Here is a 19,456-nt window from a genome sequence, read left to right as displayed (position 1 = left end):
ACTTGTTGACTCACTCAAACTTGCTGATGTAGATGCACTTTCTGATGCGCTTGTACTTGCTGATGTGCTGGCACTTGTTGATGTACTCTCACTTGCTGACTCACTATTGCTAAGCGATGTACTTATTGACTCGCTCAAGCTTACTGATGTGCTATCACTGAGTGATGTACTTATACTCTCTGATACTGAGTCACTTAAGCTTACTGATGTACTATCACTAAGTGATGTACTTGTTGACTCACTCAAACTTACTGATGTGCTATCACTAAGTGATGTACTTGTTGACTCACTATTGCTTACTGATGTGCTATCACTAAGTGATGCGCTTGTTGACTCACTCAAACTTGTTGATGTGCTATCACTGAGTGATGTGCTTGTTGACTCACTCAAGCTTGTTGATGTGCTATCACTGAGTGATGTACTTGTTGACTCACTTAAACTTGTTGATGTGCTATCGCTAAGTGATGTACTTGTACTCTCTGATACTGAGTTACTCTCGCTTGCTGATGTACTTGCACTTGCTGATGTGCTGGCACTTGTCGATGCACTCTCACTTGCTGATGCAGATGCACTAGCACTTACAGACATGCTCTGGCTTACATACTCTGATAAGCTTGCGCTAAGTGATGTGCTAATGCTCTCACTTATAGAAGCGCTTTCGCTTGCTGATGCACTAAGTGACTCTGATCTTGATAATGATGCACTATCAGATGCTGCTGCACTCTCTGATAATGACTGGCTGCGCGACTGTGACGCGCTATCTGATGTTGATGCGCTTTCTGATAATGACTCGCTTCTGATTCCAGACTCACTCTGTGAAGCCTCAGCACTTGCACTTACAGAAGCTTCCCAAGATGAAGACTCTGATGCAAGCTGGCTTGCCGACTCTGAAAGTGATGTTACCTGACTTCTCTCCTCAGCATAGTCATCTTTTCCTGTATTGAAATCATCTTCTGAATAATATACGTAACCTTTCTTTCCAAAGTTACCATCTTTAACTTCACCAAACTTGTTGGTGTATGTGTCGCTACCATCATTCTCTTTAGCAACAAACTTTGGAGAGAATGTGTTTGTGGTAGATGCTGTGCTTGCTGCTGAATAAAGCGTGATAACCTGTGTTTCATATGTCGAGCCTGACTCATCAGTATATGCGTAAAGAGTATATGTACCATCACCGTTCTTTACTATATTTGATGAGTGATAGTAGTATGTCTCGCCTCCGATTTCGATTGCTGTATAAGACTTTTCAGCCCATACCCATTTATTTAACTGATATGACTTTTTCTGTGTGATAAGATTTACTGTATTACCACTTTCATCTACTAGAGTTGAAACGCTCTTAATACCTGAAGCATCTGTGGAAACAACCCCAACTGATGAATCACTGGTATTTCTAGTCAAACCGCCAAATGTATTATTCCAATTGTTATCTGCTGATGAATACTGTCCAAGATCGTAGTAAGTTGTTCCATCTGCTGACTTATATGTTCCCCAGCATGTATCTCTAACTATTGTTGTTTCTGAATTAATAGCTGAGTTTCCTGTAATAGAGAATGTTCCATCCTCGTTAAGAACGACCTCAGCATCTGTTTCTACACCATTGATGTAGTAAACACACTCTGTAGTCTCAGTGCCATCCTCTGATGTAAAAGTCTGATAATCCCATGTAAGGACATTGCCATTACCATCAGAATACTGAACTGTCTTCTGAACAACCATGATTCCACCAACAACATATGGATTGTCATGCTGATCTGAATTCTCAGTTCCGCTAAATGATGCACCATCACCTGCTGCAAGTGCATTACCACTGTCATCAACTGTTACGTAATCAAAGTAAGCATACTTTGTCTCGCCAGCTGCATCGATGTATGTTACCTTTACGCTGTTTGTTGTGTAGCTACTAGAATCCCACTCGCTATATACGATTTCACCTACATAGCCTTCCTGGTAGAATGCATACTGAATAAGAAGGTTTGCAAGCTTATCGCCATATCCATAATAGTTATTTGAAGACCCTGAATGGTTGAGCCACTGGCCATTTGCCTTAGCAACTTCCTGCGCTGCCTTAAGATCTTCCTGTGCCTGCTCGATTTCCTTTATAAGATTCTCAAGATAATCATCCTCTAATCCTGCCTCTGAGAAAGATGTAGATGCTGATTCATATGCAGCCTCTGCCTCAGACATAGCTGTAGAAAGGCTAGCTGACTCTGAAGCTAACTCCTGAGAATTAGATGTTGATGTACTTTCAATTTCATCGTTTTCTGATTTTAATGAATCTGCTGATGATGCCGATGTAGATTCGATTTCAGAAGTCTCTGTTGAAAGAGATTCTTTAGATGATTCAGATGTTGATTCTATCTGAGATTCCTCTGTTGATAATGAAGTGCTAGCTGATTCGGATACAACTGCAACTTCAGAAGCAACATTAGATGCATTTTCATCAACTGGTGCAGTCTCATCAAGATTAGCTGCAACCTGTGCGTCTGTATTTGTAACGGCAGATGCTTCAAGATCAACTTCTTCGATCTGAGTTGTAGATTCAGCAACGGCCTCTACTTCTACTGTTTCCTGTTGTACTGACTGAACTGTAGTCTCAACAACCTGCTCTGCCTGAACCTGTGTTGTCTCAAGGACGATAACGCCTTCGGCATTAGCAGCAGCCTGTTCTTCGCCAAGCTCAGCAGCATAAGCTAAATTAGCATCACCAAGCACTGAAGCCCCGCCAACTGTAGCGCCTGTGATTGCCACTCCCTTTAACAAATTCTCGACCTTCTTCTTTGACATCCTTGTACTCCTTCTATTTAATATACCATTACAAATTATTGTCCAATTATCATTTAATGTTATTCTATCACGCAATTTATATTTTTAAATAGAATTTCGTAACTATTTTTGCCAAAAAAGTTACATTTCTGCCAAATAACAAAAATCGAGATAATTTATAACGATATATTCTCTCTTAATACTCCGTGTACTGTAAATCTCATGCCCGATGTTGAGCATGTCGACAGGGTCACCACCCTATCTGCTGAGGTAACTTCCTCTGTATCCACTACTTCGTATGAATGACGAAGCAGCTCTGAAATATAATCATCGAACTCTTCACAATCTGAATATGGCACCGCATAAACCCAAGATGCAGCCTCCGTATCAAAGTATGAAAAAATCTCATATCGCATTTTCGAATCAGGGGTAATTATCTGGAAATATCGATGCTCATCCAAATATCCTTCCTCTGATTTGTAATATTTTAACGTACCAAACATTGAGAGGTTTCTCATGTTGTGGCCGTAGATAATGCTGTGACTATCTGTAAAATCCGGATAATTGTATCCCTCCAGGAAAATGGAACCAGCCTTTGCGCTTTCGCCTTCCATTGTGGTGCGAAGATATGTCTCATCATCACCGGAATATAAAATAGGATAACTGATATCTGTACCCTCCACGTAAATCCATGCAACCACGTCTGGGTTAATCTGCTGCAGTGATTCAAAATCAACATCTATCATGCTGTCCCATGAATCGTCGCTGACCTGCTCATTTATATTTATATAGGAAGAATTAAGTTCGCTATATAAACTGTTTGAGCTTTGATAATCCATAAATATATATAGGAAACCACTCATAGAACCAACGATAATTACTAGGCCAAGAGCCAGGAAAACCTTTGGGTTAACCTTCGTATTTTGCTTTTTGTTCTCAGCCTTTTCCTTATCCTGACTTTTATCACCTGAATTTGAAAGCAACAAGCCAATGATTAACAACATCACCGCTATAACTTTTCCTGTTATTTCAGAAAGCCATGAGGCAATGTATCCTAAAAATGGAACATGGGCCACAACCCTTCCAATGACATTCACATATGCTACTGGAACAAAATCTTCGGTGTCGTTTGCATCACCCTTTGTAGTGATAAGCTTCGACTGCGAATCAATAGATGTGATTCGGTGAGTCACCACGCTAGCGCCAGATTCGAATGCAATTACATCGCCCTCTGCTAGCTCATCAAACTCAGCATTCTTCACATAGACAATGGAGCCTACTGATATAGAAGGCTCCATCGATCCTGATATTACGTTATATGTTTGTAAACCTAGCAACTTTGGTACCGCTACTGGTAAGCATGCTAGAATTATTAATCCAATTAAAAGATTTCCTGTTACTTTTAATACTCTAGAATTCATTGTGCTAGTTTAGTTTTTCCCTCTCGTTTTTTTCTTTGATTGTTGCGGCAATGGTAGTCACAACAACCAACGAGCCAAAGACTATCATAACTACCACATCACGTTTATATCGCTCAAAGGTAGCCATGTTTTCTAATCCAAGCGGAACTTCCTCTTCTTCTATTTCCACTTGCTGCTTTGATTCGTCTACTACTTGCTCCTGCGTTTGTTCTTTGTTGTCAGTATCTTCGCTAGCATAAACCGGCAGGGCTAAGAATAAACTCAAGCATAATATTAAAATGCTCTTTTTAATCTTTCCCCTCATATTCTCTTTTGCTCCCCTGAAGAAACTAATAATACCTCTAAAAACTTTACGCATGTTTCCTCATAGACAGTGTAACATATTTTCACCCCGTACTGAAATAATTGGCAAATAAATAATAAAAATGGCAAGTATTAATAAAAAAAGAGGAAGCAAATCGCTTCCTCTTAAAAACTTATTTATTCATTATCGTCGTGCTTTTCAACTTTTACAAGCTCCTGCTTTCTCTTCTTGTTTGCAATGTAAAGTGTAACAAGAATTGAAGCAACTGCGATGATTGCGATGATGATTCCAATAATCATATTGCGAATCAATGTATCGCGAGTGCCACCGGCCTTAGCAACTTCTTCATCGTCGATGTCTAAGATACCACCTGGTGTATTGTCATCTTCGATTGTTTCGCCGCCTTCATTTCCTGCTGCGTCTGCATCTGCATCGCCAGCACCGGCTCCATCACCTGCATCGGCACGGTTGTTTACTGTACCACCGTTGCCACCGCCATTGTTCTGAGTTGTAACTGTTGTGTTTCCACCACCAGTTGTTGTTCCTGTAGAACCGCCATCGATGTATTCGTATTCATACTCATACTCTGGATCACCTTCCACTGTTGATGAAGATGTTTCGGTCTTTTCTATTACTTCTGTTTCCTCACCAATAACACGCTTGTGATATTCGAATGTGAAAACTGTATCCTTCTTAAGACCATTTGAAGCTGTTCTATAGTAGTAGTCAGGAACATATCCCTTAATATGACGAGCTGGAACATAAACTACTTCGCCTTCTGCTGCGTAAAGAGTTTCATCAGGCAAAAGTTCATTTTCATCTTCGTCTACATAGCGAACAGTGTATGAAATAATATTTCCAACGCCGTAAGCTACAACATAAGACTCATCACCTACTACGTGAAGCGTTACACTCTTATTTGTATCATTTACTAAATCATCACTACCTGCAACTCTAAGCCCCTTTACATAGTACTTAGAAGTCTCTGTCTCAGTATTATCAGTCTTTACTTTGATAAGATCACCAAAGTTGAATGTGACATTTGAATCATAAGCTAACTTGCTGATAACTAGGTTCTTACCTGACTCCGATTTTGATACTGTGTATTTTGGTTCTTGCGCTCCTCGCGCTGCTAGCTCTGCTACTGCTGCATCATCAAAATACGCATTTGCGTTATTTCCAAGGGAAATCTTAATTCTGTAGGTATATGTAGAAACTGTATTAGTTTTTTGTGTAGTACTTTCTTCTGTAGTAGTTTCTTCTGTAGTATCCTCTGTTGCATTTACTACTGTAGAATCAAAAGCAAACACTGATAATAAGAAGGCAAGTGTAAAGATTACGCTAAAAGCTTTCTTTAAGATTTTCATCTTAGGCCACCTCCTTATTATTTCTAGTCATTCTGAAGTACATGAAAATAAGGAATAATCCCAATAATAATGTGATACCGCAGAAAACAAGTGGCAGAATGCTATCGCCTGTCAAAGGATTCTCTCCAAATAATGGTGTATCCTCGTCTTCGATAACAACAATCTGTGTTCCGTTAGGAAGAGTTCTTTCTACCTTCTTTGAAACCTTCTGCTTACTGTGGTTTACAATCTGATTGAAAACAGTATTTGTTTTTGTAACAGTCTTTGTGATAACAATACCTTCGTTATCATTTGACTCAGGCTCTGCAGCAAACATGATACTTAACTGACCAATTGCAGACATATAACTGTTAGACTGTGTATTACCATCAAGCACGATAATTACAGTGACTTTTCCGCTATCTCCTACTGCCAAAGTACCAAGGTCAAAGTAACCATCTTCATTTCCGTTTACCTGCATAAGACCTTTAACTTCTTCGTTATCACCACCGACAGTCTCACTATCAAAAAGTGGTGTAGTAGATTTGTCTGAAAGGATTTTGTAGGTATAAGCACCACCTGTTGCGTCACTGCCTTCCTCAAGTGTTTTTACAACATTTGCATCCATGTAGAAGTTTGCTGCCTCTGTAGATGCATTTTTGTATGTCACTTCATATGTGATTATGTCTCCTGGCATTGCACCAGTAACTTTAGCTGTTTCTGCATCATATGTGGTACCGAAAGTATCTGTCCCATCATATGTAACAGTCCATGTAACTGGATCTAAAGTATCTGCAAGAGCTTCAGTTTTTAATCCTATGAATCCTGCTGCCACCAAAGTGAGAGCAAGGACAATATTCATATATTTCTTTTTCATCATTACTCTCCCTTAGTTAGAACTATTAATTGAAGTAATATTTCCATCTGAATCGATTGTTGCCTCAACACCCCAGGCACCAAGAATTGCTTCTGCGCCGCTGTGTGTCTGAACTGCATCAACACGAATCTCTATCTCGAATGTCTTGCCATCATAGCCGTAAACATTCTCTACAACTGTACCATCTTCATTAACCTTTGTAGTTGTAACACCATCAAGGATTTCTCTTTCAAACGAGATGGCATCCAAAAACTGAACCTGTTCCTTAACCGCGATTGGCTTCGTGTAATAGTAAACAGTACCTTCTGTAGTGCTCTCATTTTCATCAATAAGCCAACCATCTGCTGCCTTAAGTGTTATTACTGAAGGATCTAATCTAGTATCTTTTGATTTATCATTCTTAATCCAGCTCTTTCTAACAAGCACTCTTACGTACTCGCTATAAGCTTCGCCTGTTGATGTATTCTGGACAAAAACATCTTCATCGTAATCATGATTAATCTGAAGAGGATTCTCATCGGTAATCTGGCTAGTTAGATTTGTAAATGAAAGCTTGCCAACGGTGCTGTTCTGATTTGAATCAGAATTGCTCATGGCTACACTAACTTCAGAGCCATTTTGATTTTCTATTAAATCTACAAATAATTGTTCTGTTTCAAATGAAACCTCTTCTGCCGAATCAGAATAGCTCAATGCTGCTCTTGTGGCACCAACTGAGCTTCCTGCTACAAGTACTAATCCAACTACAAGCATTGTTAAAGGGTTCTTAAATAACTTTTTCATTAATTATTCCCCCCTTCACTTGTGCTATCTGTTGGTGCTGTAGTGTCATCATGGAACTTAGCTTCGAACTTATCCTGTTTCATTATTGCTTCATCCCACGCTGCTACCAACTTGCCCGTCTTGTTGCCATCAGCATCTTTCTCATCCACTGCTTTTGCAGCTTCCTGAACGATAACTACATTGAATTCTTCGTTCTCTAAGCCTTCTGGAGGTGTAATTGTAAGCTTAAGTACTGATGATGTTGCATCTTTTGCTAACAAATCACTGTAGTAGTAATAACCATCATTGTTGTAGCTCCAGCCTTCACCACTTGTGAGGTTAGCACTGTACTGTGAACCACAGATTGCCTTTACCCTAACAAACACATCGTAATCACCAGTATTTTGTACTGTTATTTCTTTTGTCCATTCCTTAGCATTCTCATTTGGTGTGATTTCCAAATCTCCCAAGTGAACTGTAACAGTTCCTGCTGCCTGATGTGAATTTGTGAAGTATGCCATTGCTGGCTTTATACTTGTTGCACCGATTACTACAAGAGCAGCGGCAACAAGTAAATATTTTTTGTATTTCATTTGCCTCTCCTCCTTAGTTTTCAGTTTCTACATTTTCTGTAGTTGTGCTATTTGGATTAATATTAGAATCCACATAACCATTCTCATTGAAGTGGTTCTCTATACTGATTGCTCCCACATCTGTCTGATTATCGTAATCATTGGTGAATTTTGTTTTTGCAGTAACATCCTTTTGGATTGTAACTTTGTGTGTCTCATCTGCTGAAACAACTTCTTTGTAGCTGGCACCTGAGTATACCTCAGTAACAACTACTGTTGAGTTTGCAGGAATATTAGGAACCTCAACTGTCTGTTTGCCAGGCTCACTAAAGTTCATTGTAAACACATTGCTGTAAACTATTTCCTTGCTTTCACCTTTATCATAAGATGCTTCAACTTCAAATACAAATGGTGTAGTTCCAAGTGATTTGTTGTAAGTCTTCAACTCTTTTTCAATTACAAGGCTTCCATAAATCTCTTCCACACTGTATTTCAATGCAATTTCTGGATTGTAAATCCATTCATCACTAGTTGTTGTCTCTACGATATTTCCGTTTTCGTCAACCTTTGTTCCCTGAGAAATTGTTGTGCTGTATGGAACCATCACAATAGACTTTTCAAATGTATATTCGTACTGATTGTTCTGGAAATCCTTTACAACATAAAGGTAAATACCGCGGTTAACATCAACTGACTTTTTCGTTTCTTTGCTAGGATTGATTGTGGTTGTTTTATCTGGTTTTGTATCCTTAACCTTCTCATATGCATTAGCAGCAATTTTCTTGACTTGGGCTGCATCAACATTTGAATTGCTTAATGCTGAAAGATCAACGCCAGATACTGGAGTTCCTATATCTCCGTTTACTTTCACCTCAGCCAACTTATAGAAATCAACTTCCACATCACCATTATATGAAGTGATTTTATTGGCATCAGTTGCGCCAGTCGCATTGGCTGGATTTTCAAACCTCACAGTAATTGAACATGGCTCGTTCTCATCAATCTTAACAGCTGCCTGTGCTCTATACGCACCAAATCCTGCCACAGCTACTACTGCTGCCATCGCAAAGGCTATTAAATTCTTTTTCTTAAAAATTAAACTTTTCACTGAGTTCTCCCTTCAGCTTATGCGGTTTTCTTTTTAAATATCCTTCTTATTATTAATATGATAATCACTGCCGCAATAAATCCGGCAATGCCCATAATCAAGTAGTAATTCTTCACTGTCTCAGCAACAGCTGCTGCACCGGTAGGAACTTCATCCTCTCCCAGGTACTCAACTCGGGTGCCTCGCACCAAAAGTCTGTGTGTGTTTACACCGTATGGTGTACAGGTGAAAAGTGTGACGTAATCTTTGCCCTCTTCCACCTTCATTGCATTTTGAAGAGAAGTAATATCCTCTGCCTCAATCATTGGATAAATCATATCCACCTGATAAGCAAGTGTCTCATCTAAGACGTGGATGTAAAACTTATCTCCAACCTCTAGCTGATCAATGTTTGTAAAAAGCTCTGCACTTGGCAAACCTCTGTGACCAACTATTACTGAATGTGTTCCTTCACCTCCAATTGGAAGTGCTGTTCCATTCATGTGTCCTAAAGCTGTCTGGATGTACTCATCAAATGTGCCATGCATGATTGATAGCTTTAGATTTATCTTTGGAATGGACAAATAGCCCATAACTCCATCGCCATTAACATTGAGCACTGAATAGTACTCTGAGTTTAAAAACTCATCTGTAGGAGTTGTTGCATCACCATCCGCATTTGCCCCGAATACATCTGTGCCAATGGCATTTTCTGTAATCTGTTCGTTAAATGCTCTGGCTGCCTCCCACTCTTTTGTGTAATCTTCCTCGGTCATTTCCGACAAGGAATCTTCATAGTCATTAATGAGTGTGCTTTGAACATATACATTCCACTCATTTGATACAGTAGGATATGCCAGCAAGCCAAAACCTACAAGAAATAATAGAATTAGTAAAATCTTAATAACTCTTTGTTTCAACTGCCTTGTCCTTCTTACTTCTCTTCTTGTCCATTATGTAAAGTACTAAGATGAACACTCCTACAATAGCAAGTCCAACTATTACCCAAAGAAGGTAATTTGTATGTAAGCTGACTGCTCCGAAAAGTGGAGTGTCTGCATCTGCCAAAAGCTCTGGTGTATATGGCACTCTGTGGCCTCTAACCATAAGACGCTGAGTGTTTACACCATATGGTGTACATGTAATTAATGTACAAAGATCCTGACCATCCTCTACCTGAAGGAGTGATGTATCATCAGGCTCAACCACCTCTATCTGATCAACTTCATAAGCGTAATACTCGCCCATGATAATAATGAAGAAATCATCTCCAATTTGAACTTTGTCCAAGTCTGTAAATAGTGTAGCACTTGGAAGACCACGATGTGCAGAAAGAACTGAATGTGTATTCTCTCCGCCTACTGGAAGTGATGAACCTTCCAAATGGCCAACACCAATCTGTAAAACCTCTTCCGATGTTGTGTGGAAAATAGGAAGCTTTACATTGATTGAAGGAATCTGAATGTATCCCATGATTCCATCACCGTTGGTGTTAAGTAAGCTCATGTAAGTTTCATCTGTGCCATTTGCTTCTGCCTCAGCAAAAGAATCTGGCAAAATAGAAGGCAACAACTCTTCGTTGTACTCGTATGCTTTTTCAAGCTCAGCATCAACATCCAGTGAACCTTCTGAAATAGCTGTATCAACAGCCTCTGTGTAGTTGTTTACCAAAGTTGCCTGCACATGATTATTCCAAGTGTTTGCAACCAGTGGGTACACCAACAAGGACAAACCAACAATCATCAACGCTGCAGTCGCTATAGTTTTGTAATGTTTCAGTAAAAATGCTTTCATTGTGTCTAACTGTTGTCCTCTCCTTGATAGTGTACCCAGCGGCCTTTCAGCCGCCGGGCCACATCATTTTTTCATTTCTTTAACTCAGCGAATATTAATTACTTTGTAGCCTTCTTCTTTGTTGCAAAGTAAAGAGCTGAAGCCATAGCCATGATAGCTACACCAAGTACTGTAAAGATTGTTGTACCCATACCACCAGTGAATGGAAGCTGTGCAAGCTTACTATCCTGATACTTAACTGTTACAACATACTCTTCATCAGCTGACTGCTGACTGTTATAATTAGATGACTCAATGACAAACTTAGCTTCCTTCTTCTCTGTGTTAATTGTCCACTCATTTGGAGCTTTAACTTCTTCGAAGTAATATGTGTTTGCCTCGCCATTATCTGCTACGTCAAAACCGAATGCGGAAGCTGTTGCAGCTGTCTTATCTGCGTTGAACTTTGTAACGATTGGAGTAGCCTCTTCCTTGTTTGAAGTCCAGCTTAAGAACTTATTATTGTTATTCTTATCAAGAACTGCATATAACTCCTTGTCACCATCCATCTTGATGATGATGAATTCAGCATTCTCAAGTGGCTCTTCATTCTCGCCAACCTTCTCAACAATAAGCTTTCCTGTATAAGCGTATACAGAAGTTGTCTCGAACTGATCATCTGACTGATGCTTTGGTGTGATTGAGTAAGCTGTGTTGTACATCTTAACATCTGTTGCGATAGCACCGTATGTAAGTACAACTTTCTCATTTGCATGAGCATTCTCTACTACTAAATCGTTAAGATTAAGCTCAAAACCATTATCAACGATTTCTACTTCTCTTGGATCTAAGTCTGTACCACCAACATTAATCTTAACCTCAAGTTTGCCGTTATCCTTTACAGCATACTTACCACCAACAAGCTTATCGCAGATAGCAAACTTCTTCTCGATTGTCTCTTTTGGCTTTACGAAAGGTACTGTTGTTGAAACTGTATAAGTAACTACATGATCTTCCTTTGTAGTAACATACTTGTCATCTTCTGACTTCTGAACCTTCTTTGGCTCGCTCTTAGCCTTAAGCTCAGCGTTCTTTACTACGTAGTTACCATTTTCATCTCTCTTAACTGTTACTGCAACCATTGCGTTGTAGTCTAAGTCATCATTTCCTGCAACTGTGAAGAAATATGCACCAGCTGCAAGATTTGTAAATGTAGCAACACCCTTTGTAACCTTTGTTGTAACAGGTTTGCCAGCTGTTTCCTGATTGAATGTCTCAGCTAACTTCTTTGCTACCTCTGGTGTCATTTCGATTTCCTGTGTATCATCTTTAGTTGCTACCTTGTCAAAACCAGCGCTTTTAGCCCAATCAACTACTTCAATTTCATTATCTTTAACTGAAGCAATCTGATAAGCATTAACTGTGGCCCCCTCTGATGATTCTGGGAAATTTGTGATTGTTACTGAAGCTGTAGCTTCTTCGGCAAAAGCTGTAATGCTCATTGCCATCATCATTACTGTTGCAAGTGCAAGAGCAACGATTTTTCTGATCTTTTTCATCTTTCTTTTCTCTCCTTTTCCTTTATTTGCTTTTATTATTCTTGTTTTTATATAACAACAGCGCCCCCGCAATCATTAGTAGGATACCGCCGATTGTATAAACGTAAACTCCGCTTCCACCTGTTTCTGGAAGTGTGTAAAGCACTGGATCAACAGCGCTAAACGCTATCTTTGCAGCTTCTGTTCCGACAACTACTGTGTAATCATCTTCTGTCTCATTAAGTAGATAGCATGTTGAATTGCTTTGGATGGCTTTTCCTTCCTCATTGAAGAAGTATCCGCTGTCCGTAGCGTTATCAGCTAATACACTAAATACTTTTGATATTTCATCAGTAAAGCTTCTGCCATTAGATGACTTGATTGTCATCTTGTACTCACTAGCTTTTCCTGTATTAGCAATTGTTAATGTGAATATTTCATCACTTAACGAATATCCATTTGGAGCTTTAACCTCTTTAATATAGAAGGTTCCGATTCCAAGTCCATCAATTACCATTGACTTGTATGTTTCATTATCGCCTGCTGTTGTAGCATTTCTAAATGAATCTTTAAAATCACTTGTTGTAGAAACCTTATACTGTGCTCCAAACAATCCTGTTGTAGAACCAATACTTCCAATCTTATCAACGAGAATTGCTGCATCTACTACATTTATACTGTAGCTAGCATCATCGTTTCTTCTGATTGCATTATCGATATTTGTATCTGCAACTGACTTTAGATAGTAGCCTGTACTTACATCATCACTATCAGGAGTGGTTACATTTCCTTTGACTACCTCGGAACATCTATCACCATATTCCTTAGCAATGTAAGAGATATGCAAGATGTATGAATAACTATCATCACCTAATACTGATGCAACGACTAGCCCTTCTTTCTCAACCGCATCAACTGCATTGTTAGCCTTCTCCAGGTAAACCTCGATATCACCAACATAATCATTTTTGCTTCCATATGTATAAGGAATTGTAACTTTCTCACCATCAAGCAATGAAGATGCAGAAACCTTATCATCTACTATCCTAGCAATCTTATTGCCATCAGAAGTTGTCAATGTGCTTAGCAATTCATTAACCGCTGCAACCGGTGAATATGTATCATCTTTCAGAAGTGTTGTCTCGTTACCTTCAATTGACAAATCTAAAAGCTTTACATTAACCGTTGGTTCTTTGAACTGGTAGAATGTGTCATCTACAATCACACCAGAATCCGGTGTATTAGTAGTAATAACATTTCCGCCTATAAAATCTGATTTAGCCTGAACCTTTATGGTCTTTTCCCAATTCTTGATTTCTTCTACAGTCCACTTAATTCCAATCACATTTCCTGAAGCATCTGTGATTGCTGTTCCGCCGTAATCACTTGGATTTCCAACCAAACTAAATCTATCATCAATGTAATCAACAATTGTACCTGACTTATAAACAGTAACTGCCTTGTACTTTGTAATCTCCTCTGTAACTAGCTTAAACTGCTTATACAATTCTTCTGATGTAGATGTGTAATACAAATCTGATCTTGATGCAGCTGCCTTTAATACCTGATCAGCTGTTGAAGTCTTATTTGAATTACTATGAACATCAATTCCTAAGCTCAAGCAAGTAACATTCTTACCATTAAGAGTATTAACACTTTGTCTCAATGAATTAACTACATTATCTTTAGATGCAGTAGGACATCCATCTGAAATTAGGAATGTGTACTTCATACGATTAGATTCATCGTCAAACAGCGATACTGCTGCGCCCAAACCTAATGATTGGTCAGTTCCTGATCCAATCTTACTAGCAAGAGATTTTGAATCGCTTCTGCTGCCAGTAATTATGCTCTTTATTTTAGCTGCGCCCTCAGCATTTAATGTTGTCAAATCAGCAAGCTTTCCCGAACCAGAATTGAAGTAAACAATTCCTATTCTGTTGCTAGGATTAATCTCTGCTAATGTGTCAATAAAATCTCCTATCTGATCTTGTAAGCTAGATAATCTAGTTACTTTTCCATTAGATGGTGATGTGAAGAACTGAGTTACTTCTTTGTCACCATATTTGTAGGTGTACTGGAATTCACCGTTGAGGGCATTCCATTTAGTTTTATCAGTCCTTTTATATAACCACTGATATCCACTGTAGCCAAACTCATATGTCGCACCATTATATTTATAGTAATAACGGTCTGCCTTTTCACTTACTGATGTCGCCTCATTAGTGCACCAATAATCAGTGTATACCTTTACACTATTATTATTATTAAATTTAAGCACAACCGACTCTGTAAGGGATGCTATATCACCAGTTCCACCATAGTTATTCATACCTTGTGCTGATGATGAATCCACATATTTCCATCCATCATCATAGAATACTTCATAAACAGTGTACGAATCTGGGGCACCTTCGAAATAATATCTCTTTCCCGAATTCTTAGTTACACTTGTATCTAATCTGGATGTTCCCCTTGTATAGGTGGTTAAATCACCTGGGAAATACATTGAATATGTAGCATCCACAACAAGCATTACATCTACAGGTGCAGGAATAGTTTCTATAGTTGGCACATATTTAATACCCTGAGCATTTGCAGTTAAGGTGATATCGTAAATACGATTATCCCAATTATTAACCTTAGCTGTCTTACTGTAATCAACAACAGTCTTGCTAGACATCTGCTTGTTTACAATTGTTGTCACCGGAGTTTCTTCCTCATCTCCAACAGCAACAATCTTGAAGCTACCTGCTTCTTTTACAACAGGCTGCCCATTAACTACTTCAGATTTTCCTGCTGTAACTGTTACCTTGTAAATAACATTGGTTAATGCATAAGCAATCTGTGTTTCTCCTTCGCCAACAACAGGTGCTTTTGTCTCCTTCAGGTAGTAAGTGCCTGCTTCGACATCTTTAAATAATACTTTTCCGTCTGTACCGGATGTTGCTGTATATAAAGAATCGCCTATGCAATTCTCATCACTCTCTGCATAAAGAGCAAACTCTGCTCCAGCAAGTGGATTATTTACTTCATCAACTTTGTTGAAGTAAACATCTACAGGTGCTGCTATATCTGTGTTTACAAAATTGAACTTAATCTTGCAATTTGATTGTCCAGCACCTCTTTCGAGATAAAATACTGTTAGTGTGTGAGCACCCTTTGATAAAGCTGACATACCCGCTTCTTTACTAGAATACTCGAGCACGTCTGTATAAAGTGATCTTGTTTCAACTCCTCTATTTATTTTTTTATCAGAGTTATAAGCGTATGTAACTTTGCATTCTCCTGTAGCAAAATCAATATCGCCCTTTACAGTCTCATGAACACCGCCCATATCGAGTGCAAGCTTGCCATCAATAAATACTAATACATCATCATCACCTGCAAACTCGAACTTTGTGTGCTTGGTATCATCATCTGTAAGTCCATCCTCGTTAATGTTGAAATTAACCTGGAAGCTCATTCCAAAATAATAATCATCTGTTCCAAATGGCCAGAATCCATTATTCTGATTGTATACTTTTGATCTTTCTAACTTGTTACTTGAACTATTGTATGTATAATAGTTTCTCTGATTATTTGCATCATTTGTAGTTGTATCAAAAACATAGTAACCATCTTCCTGATAGAAAGGAATTAAAACGTCTTTGTAAACAACTGTATCGTCTGTCTTTGTTTCAGTATCCCTACCAGTCGCCCCTGTAAACAATGGACTATCTAGATTAAAAATATCTGCAAAAGCATACTTATAAACTGGCAAGTTGTTTTGCATATATTTATTTACTGTTCCCTGATATGCAGTAGCCGTACCATCTGAATTACCAATAGTGTTACATAAGTTCCATCTTTGCTTGTAGTAATTTGCAGCATCTCCATTAACATTACCGCCGCACTCATGGAAAACTAAAGCACCATTAGTTTTGTCCTCCTTCATGGTTTCATTATTTACATAATCCTTTTCATAATCAAAAAGATTGGCCTTGAAGTAGGTTACGTTTGCGTCATCATCACCTTTGGTATACAAGAAGTAGATTTCAACGTAATTAGATTTTGAATCGTTCGCGAATAATTTTTCCCAACTTTTTGTTTTACTATTTACAGCGTACCAATAATTACTTGAACTATCGGCAGTATTATAACTAATGTTTGAAATCTGTTTTTCAGATGAAAAATCTTTTGTGGCAAATGTTCCCTCGAATGAATAACCATCTATTTGTGGAGCCAAATCTGCAAAGTAATCTTTATCCATACCTTGATCATTGCCAGATAGATTACCTTTGTCCTGATTTCTAGAATCTAATAGAACCTTGTCAAATTTTTTATTTGTAACAACAGTATTGCCATTTTCGTCCACAGCAAGAACTCTTGCTTGAGCATAATGCTGGACTATTTGAGTATAATCCCCATCTTGTATGGCATCTTCCCAATACCAGTTTATTGTTCCTATACCATTGTGTGAATTACCATCTGTAGCAAGTGTAAAAACACTAAATGTATCACTCTCAAAAGAAGTGCCTTCTGTTTCAATAACCTCTGTATTACCGCTATCGTCAGTATGTACAACGTCAATATCATCAATTAAGTTAGACTCAAAAGTAATTACTACTGGCTTTGATGGTTCTTCTTCTTTACCATCAACCATAAAATGAATATCAAACGAATAGTAGTCACTGTAGCACTTATCTTCATCTAAAGTTTCATCAACCTTTTGAAACTCTTCATCAGATAATGAATATGGCTTTACAACAAACTCAACTTCATTTGAAGAAAATGCTCCTTCAGGAATCTGAGCTTTTACGTTAAAGTCACCAAGCTGAACAACTTCTTCTTTTGCAACGTTCGGTTCATCATCTTTATCTGACTCATCATCACCCTGTTCATCAGCATCGTCATTCTGCTCTTCCTTCTGTTCATCCTCTGTTATTTCAGTAACAGGTGTCTCTGATGCAGGGTCAGAAGCCACTTCATTATTAACTTGCTCTTCTGAATTGGAATTATTAGCCTCAGGTGTAGAATCACCTGAGCCTGTCTGGTCAGAACCTTCTGATTCTGAACCAGTCTCAGATTTTGTTTCCTCAGAGGTATTTGTTGATTTGCCACCTGATGACTCCCCTCCATCAGAAGCAGTAACCTCCTCGGTTTTATTATCAACGATGTTCTCCACAGACGCATTATTAATTTCTTCAGCGTACACTGATGCAGGTGAAGAAAGAAATAGCGCAAGTGCAAGACCAAAAGACAATGTTCTGTTAAGTAATCTGTTCTTTTTCATTTAACAAATACTCCCTTAAACGTTAACTGAAACGATATATGTGTCGATAATGTATATAAACTGTGTCAATCTTGTGTTCCGAATGATATGTTATTACACCGTGTAACGTTTTTAAAGTGGGTTGGCAGGAAGTGCAAAAATTTGGCAAGAAAATACCCCAAGCTAAAAAACTTGGAGTAAAAGTATCGTAAATCTGAACAAAGACGTTATTCTTTTGTATTGCGTTTTTGCTAAAACCTATTACTTAAATTCTTTTATCAAAGTATTCCGACAGCATTCCTTTCACACTCTTTGCGTTAAATTGGGCATTTCTTGCCTCATGCGAAATCAACAGCCTACTTCCTATATAAATGCCAGCCTCTTCATAGGCCCGTATCTTATTCATATTCTTCTCTACATAATCCATATTATCCAGCATTCCCAGGTGCTCCAAATAGACCTCCTGCCTAGTCCGCATATCAAGCAAAGTAAAATCTGGACTCACCGTCTTATATTTTGAAAGCTTCAGCGGCTTCTCGTACAAATAAGGAATCCCTAGCTCATCCAATATATTCGAAATCAGCACCTCCGACTTCGACCTCATCTTTATTCCCTTACTATTCTCATATGTAAGCGCTTCACTATAATAGTCAAATGGCTCATACTCCTGCGCCAACCATTCCGACACAAAATCCTCGTCAGACTTCTCCACTGGTGTAACCAACGCCATTTTGGCTTTAACCATTTTTAATCCAATATGCTCAATAGCTCTCCCATCATACAATCTTTTCATACTATCTAACAGTTTCACTTCCTTCTCGGCTGCTTGTATAGCGTAATTATCATATTCCTTCTGTGCTAATCGACTCGCCAAATCTATATCAGAATACTTTATGTATTCTCCATTTGAATCGCCGCCTTTCTCTCTTTTGAAATACTGAATCTTATTTCTACACTTTGCAGTACGTAATTCTCCTTCTGGAGCATTTTTCAATTCAATCTTCTTTGTTTCAATAACCATATCAAGCTCCACCTTGCGAGCATTCAATAGTTTTAAAATCTGTTTGTAGCTTGTCATATGTTTCCTTTCCATTCCTCATCTATCTTTTAACTATAGAACTCCCCATCCCCTTACTATTTATAGTCAGCAATATAGGCCACTGACTATAAATACAATAGAAGCCAGTCCTTTAATAGTCATTTTCGCCGTCTCGGACTATATATATTTCCATTCGCCTGTCCATATAGTCATTTTGACTAATAATTGACTATATATTCCCTATCGTCTCGTAATTTATAGTCCGATAGCCCAATTTTGACTATATATAGCCCGCTAGAAGGCTCCTATATAGTCACAGCCCATCTCCACCGACTATATATCCTCTATCTTTTCTCCTGATATAGTCCAACTAGAGTCAAGTCCATATTTGTGTGTAAATTCATCTTTCAGTTAAAATAGTATTCCTCAGGCCACTCTCATTTTTATGAGCTCCTTTTGTATTTTATTGAGGTTATCGTAGTACTCCTGCATGTCAAAAAGCCTCTGAGCTACGCTCCAGTCATTGTGATCATCGTAGAGGATTGCTCCAATAAGTCGAATGATTGATTCGCTGTTAGGAAAGATTTGTATTACTTTTTCACGTCGTCTTATTTCTCTGTTTTCTCGTTCGATGATGTTACTTGTTCTTAAAGAGATACGATATTTTGAAGGCAATGCCATGATTGTTATACTATCCTCAAATCCTTCATCCAAAAT

Annotated in this window: 13 protein-coding genes and 1 pseudogene; all 14 read right to left on the bottom strand. The window is 38.5% G+C overall.

Annotated features, from left to right (window positions below):
• A pseudogene (locus tag BM102_RS14260) lies at positions 1 to 2,787 on the bottom strand (hypothetical protein); the annotation flags it as partial.
• Between the two features lie 155 nt (positions 2,788 to 2,942).
• Positions 2,943 to 4,187, bottom strand: coding sequence for a class B sortase (gene srtB, locus BM102_RS05315; protein ID WP_090479689.1), 1,245 nt, complete (start codon positions 4,185 to 4,187; stop codon positions 2,943 to 2,945).
• A gap of 4 nt (positions 4,188 to 4,191) precedes the next feature.
• Entirely contained in the window at positions 4,192 to 4,545 is a 354-nt protein-coding gene (locus BM102_RS05310; RefSeq protein ID WP_090479686.1) for a hypothetical protein, read from the bottom strand.
• 122 nt (positions 4,546 to 4,667) lie between these two features.
• Positions 4,668 to 5,858, bottom strand: a complete 1,191-nt coding sequence (locus BM102_RS05305) for a hypothetical protein (RefSeq protein ID WP_090479684.1) — start codon at positions 5,856 to 5,858, stop codon at positions 4,668 to 4,670.
• 1 nt (position 5,859) lies between these two features.
• Positions 5,860 to 6,714, bottom strand: a complete 855-nt coding sequence (locus BM102_RS05300; RefSeq protein ID WP_090479682.1) for a hypothetical protein — start codon at positions 6,712 to 6,714, stop codon at positions 5,860 to 5,862.
• A gap of 12 nt (positions 6,715 to 6,726) precedes the next feature.
• On the bottom strand, positions 6,727 to 7,497 hold the full coding sequence (locus BM102_RS05295) for a hypothetical protein (RefSeq protein ID WP_090479679.1): 771 nt from the start codon (positions 7,495 to 7,497) through the stop codon (positions 6,727 to 6,729).
• Complete coding sequence (locus BM102_RS05290; protein WP_090479676.1) at positions 7,497 to 8,069, bottom strand: hypothetical protein; 573 nt, start codon at positions 8,067 to 8,069, stop codon at positions 7,497 to 7,499. Before BM102_RS05290 ends, BM102_RS05295 begins: the two co-directional genes overlap by 1 nt.
• 13 nt (positions 8,070 to 8,082) lie before the next feature.
• On the bottom strand, positions 8,083 to 9,156 hold the full coding sequence (locus BM102_RS05285) for a DUF5979 domain-containing protein (protein ID WP_090479674.1): 1,074 nt from the start codon (positions 9,154 to 9,156) through the stop codon (positions 8,083 to 8,085).
• A gap of 17 nt (positions 9,157 to 9,173) precedes the next feature.
• Positions 9,174 to 10,055, bottom strand: a complete 882-nt coding sequence (locus BM102_RS05280; RefSeq protein ID WP_044933730.1) for a class C sortase — start codon at positions 10,053 to 10,055, stop codon at positions 9,174 to 9,176.
• Entirely contained in the window at positions 10,036 to 10,929 is an 894-nt protein-coding gene (locus BM102_RS05275; RefSeq protein WP_090479672.1) for a class C sortase, read from the bottom strand. The genes BM102_RS05280 and BM102_RS05275 overlap by 20 nt, the downstream gene beginning before the upstream one ends.
• Before the next feature lie 98 nt (positions 10,930 to 11,027).
• Positions 11,028 to 12,467, bottom strand: coding sequence for a SpaA isopeptide-forming pilin-related protein (locus BM102_RS05270; RefSeq protein ID WP_090479669.1), 1,440 nt, complete (start codon positions 12,465 to 12,467; stop codon positions 11,028 to 11,030).
• 22 nt (positions 12,468 to 12,489) lie between these two features.
• Positions 12,490 to 17,721, bottom strand: a complete 5,232-nt coding sequence (locus BM102_RS05265) for a SpaA isopeptide-forming pilin-related protein (protein ID WP_090479666.1) — start codon at positions 17,719 to 17,721, stop codon at positions 12,490 to 12,492.
• A 244-nt stretch (positions 17,722 to 17,965) separates the two neighbouring features.
• Complete coding sequence (locus BM102_RS05260) at positions 17,966 to 18,793, bottom strand: PDDEXK family nuclease (protein ID WP_090479663.1); 828 nt, start codon at positions 18,791 to 18,793, stop codon at positions 17,966 to 17,968.
• 372 nt (positions 18,794 to 19,165) lie between these two features.
• Positions 19,166 to 19,456, bottom strand: a 291-nt coding sequence (locus BM102_RS05255) for a transposase (protein WP_177194911.1), incomplete at its 5' end; no start/stop codon positions are given.

Source organism: Pseudobutyrivibrio sp. JW11 (genome assembly GCF_900115355.1).
GTDB classification, from domain to species: Bacteria; Bacillota; Clostridia; order Lachnospirales; family Lachnospiraceae; genus Pseudobutyrivibrio; species Pseudobutyrivibrio ruminis.
The sequence above is the reverse complement of the archived record's forward strand: the minus strand, read 5'-3'. Positions and strand labels throughout refer to the sequence as shown.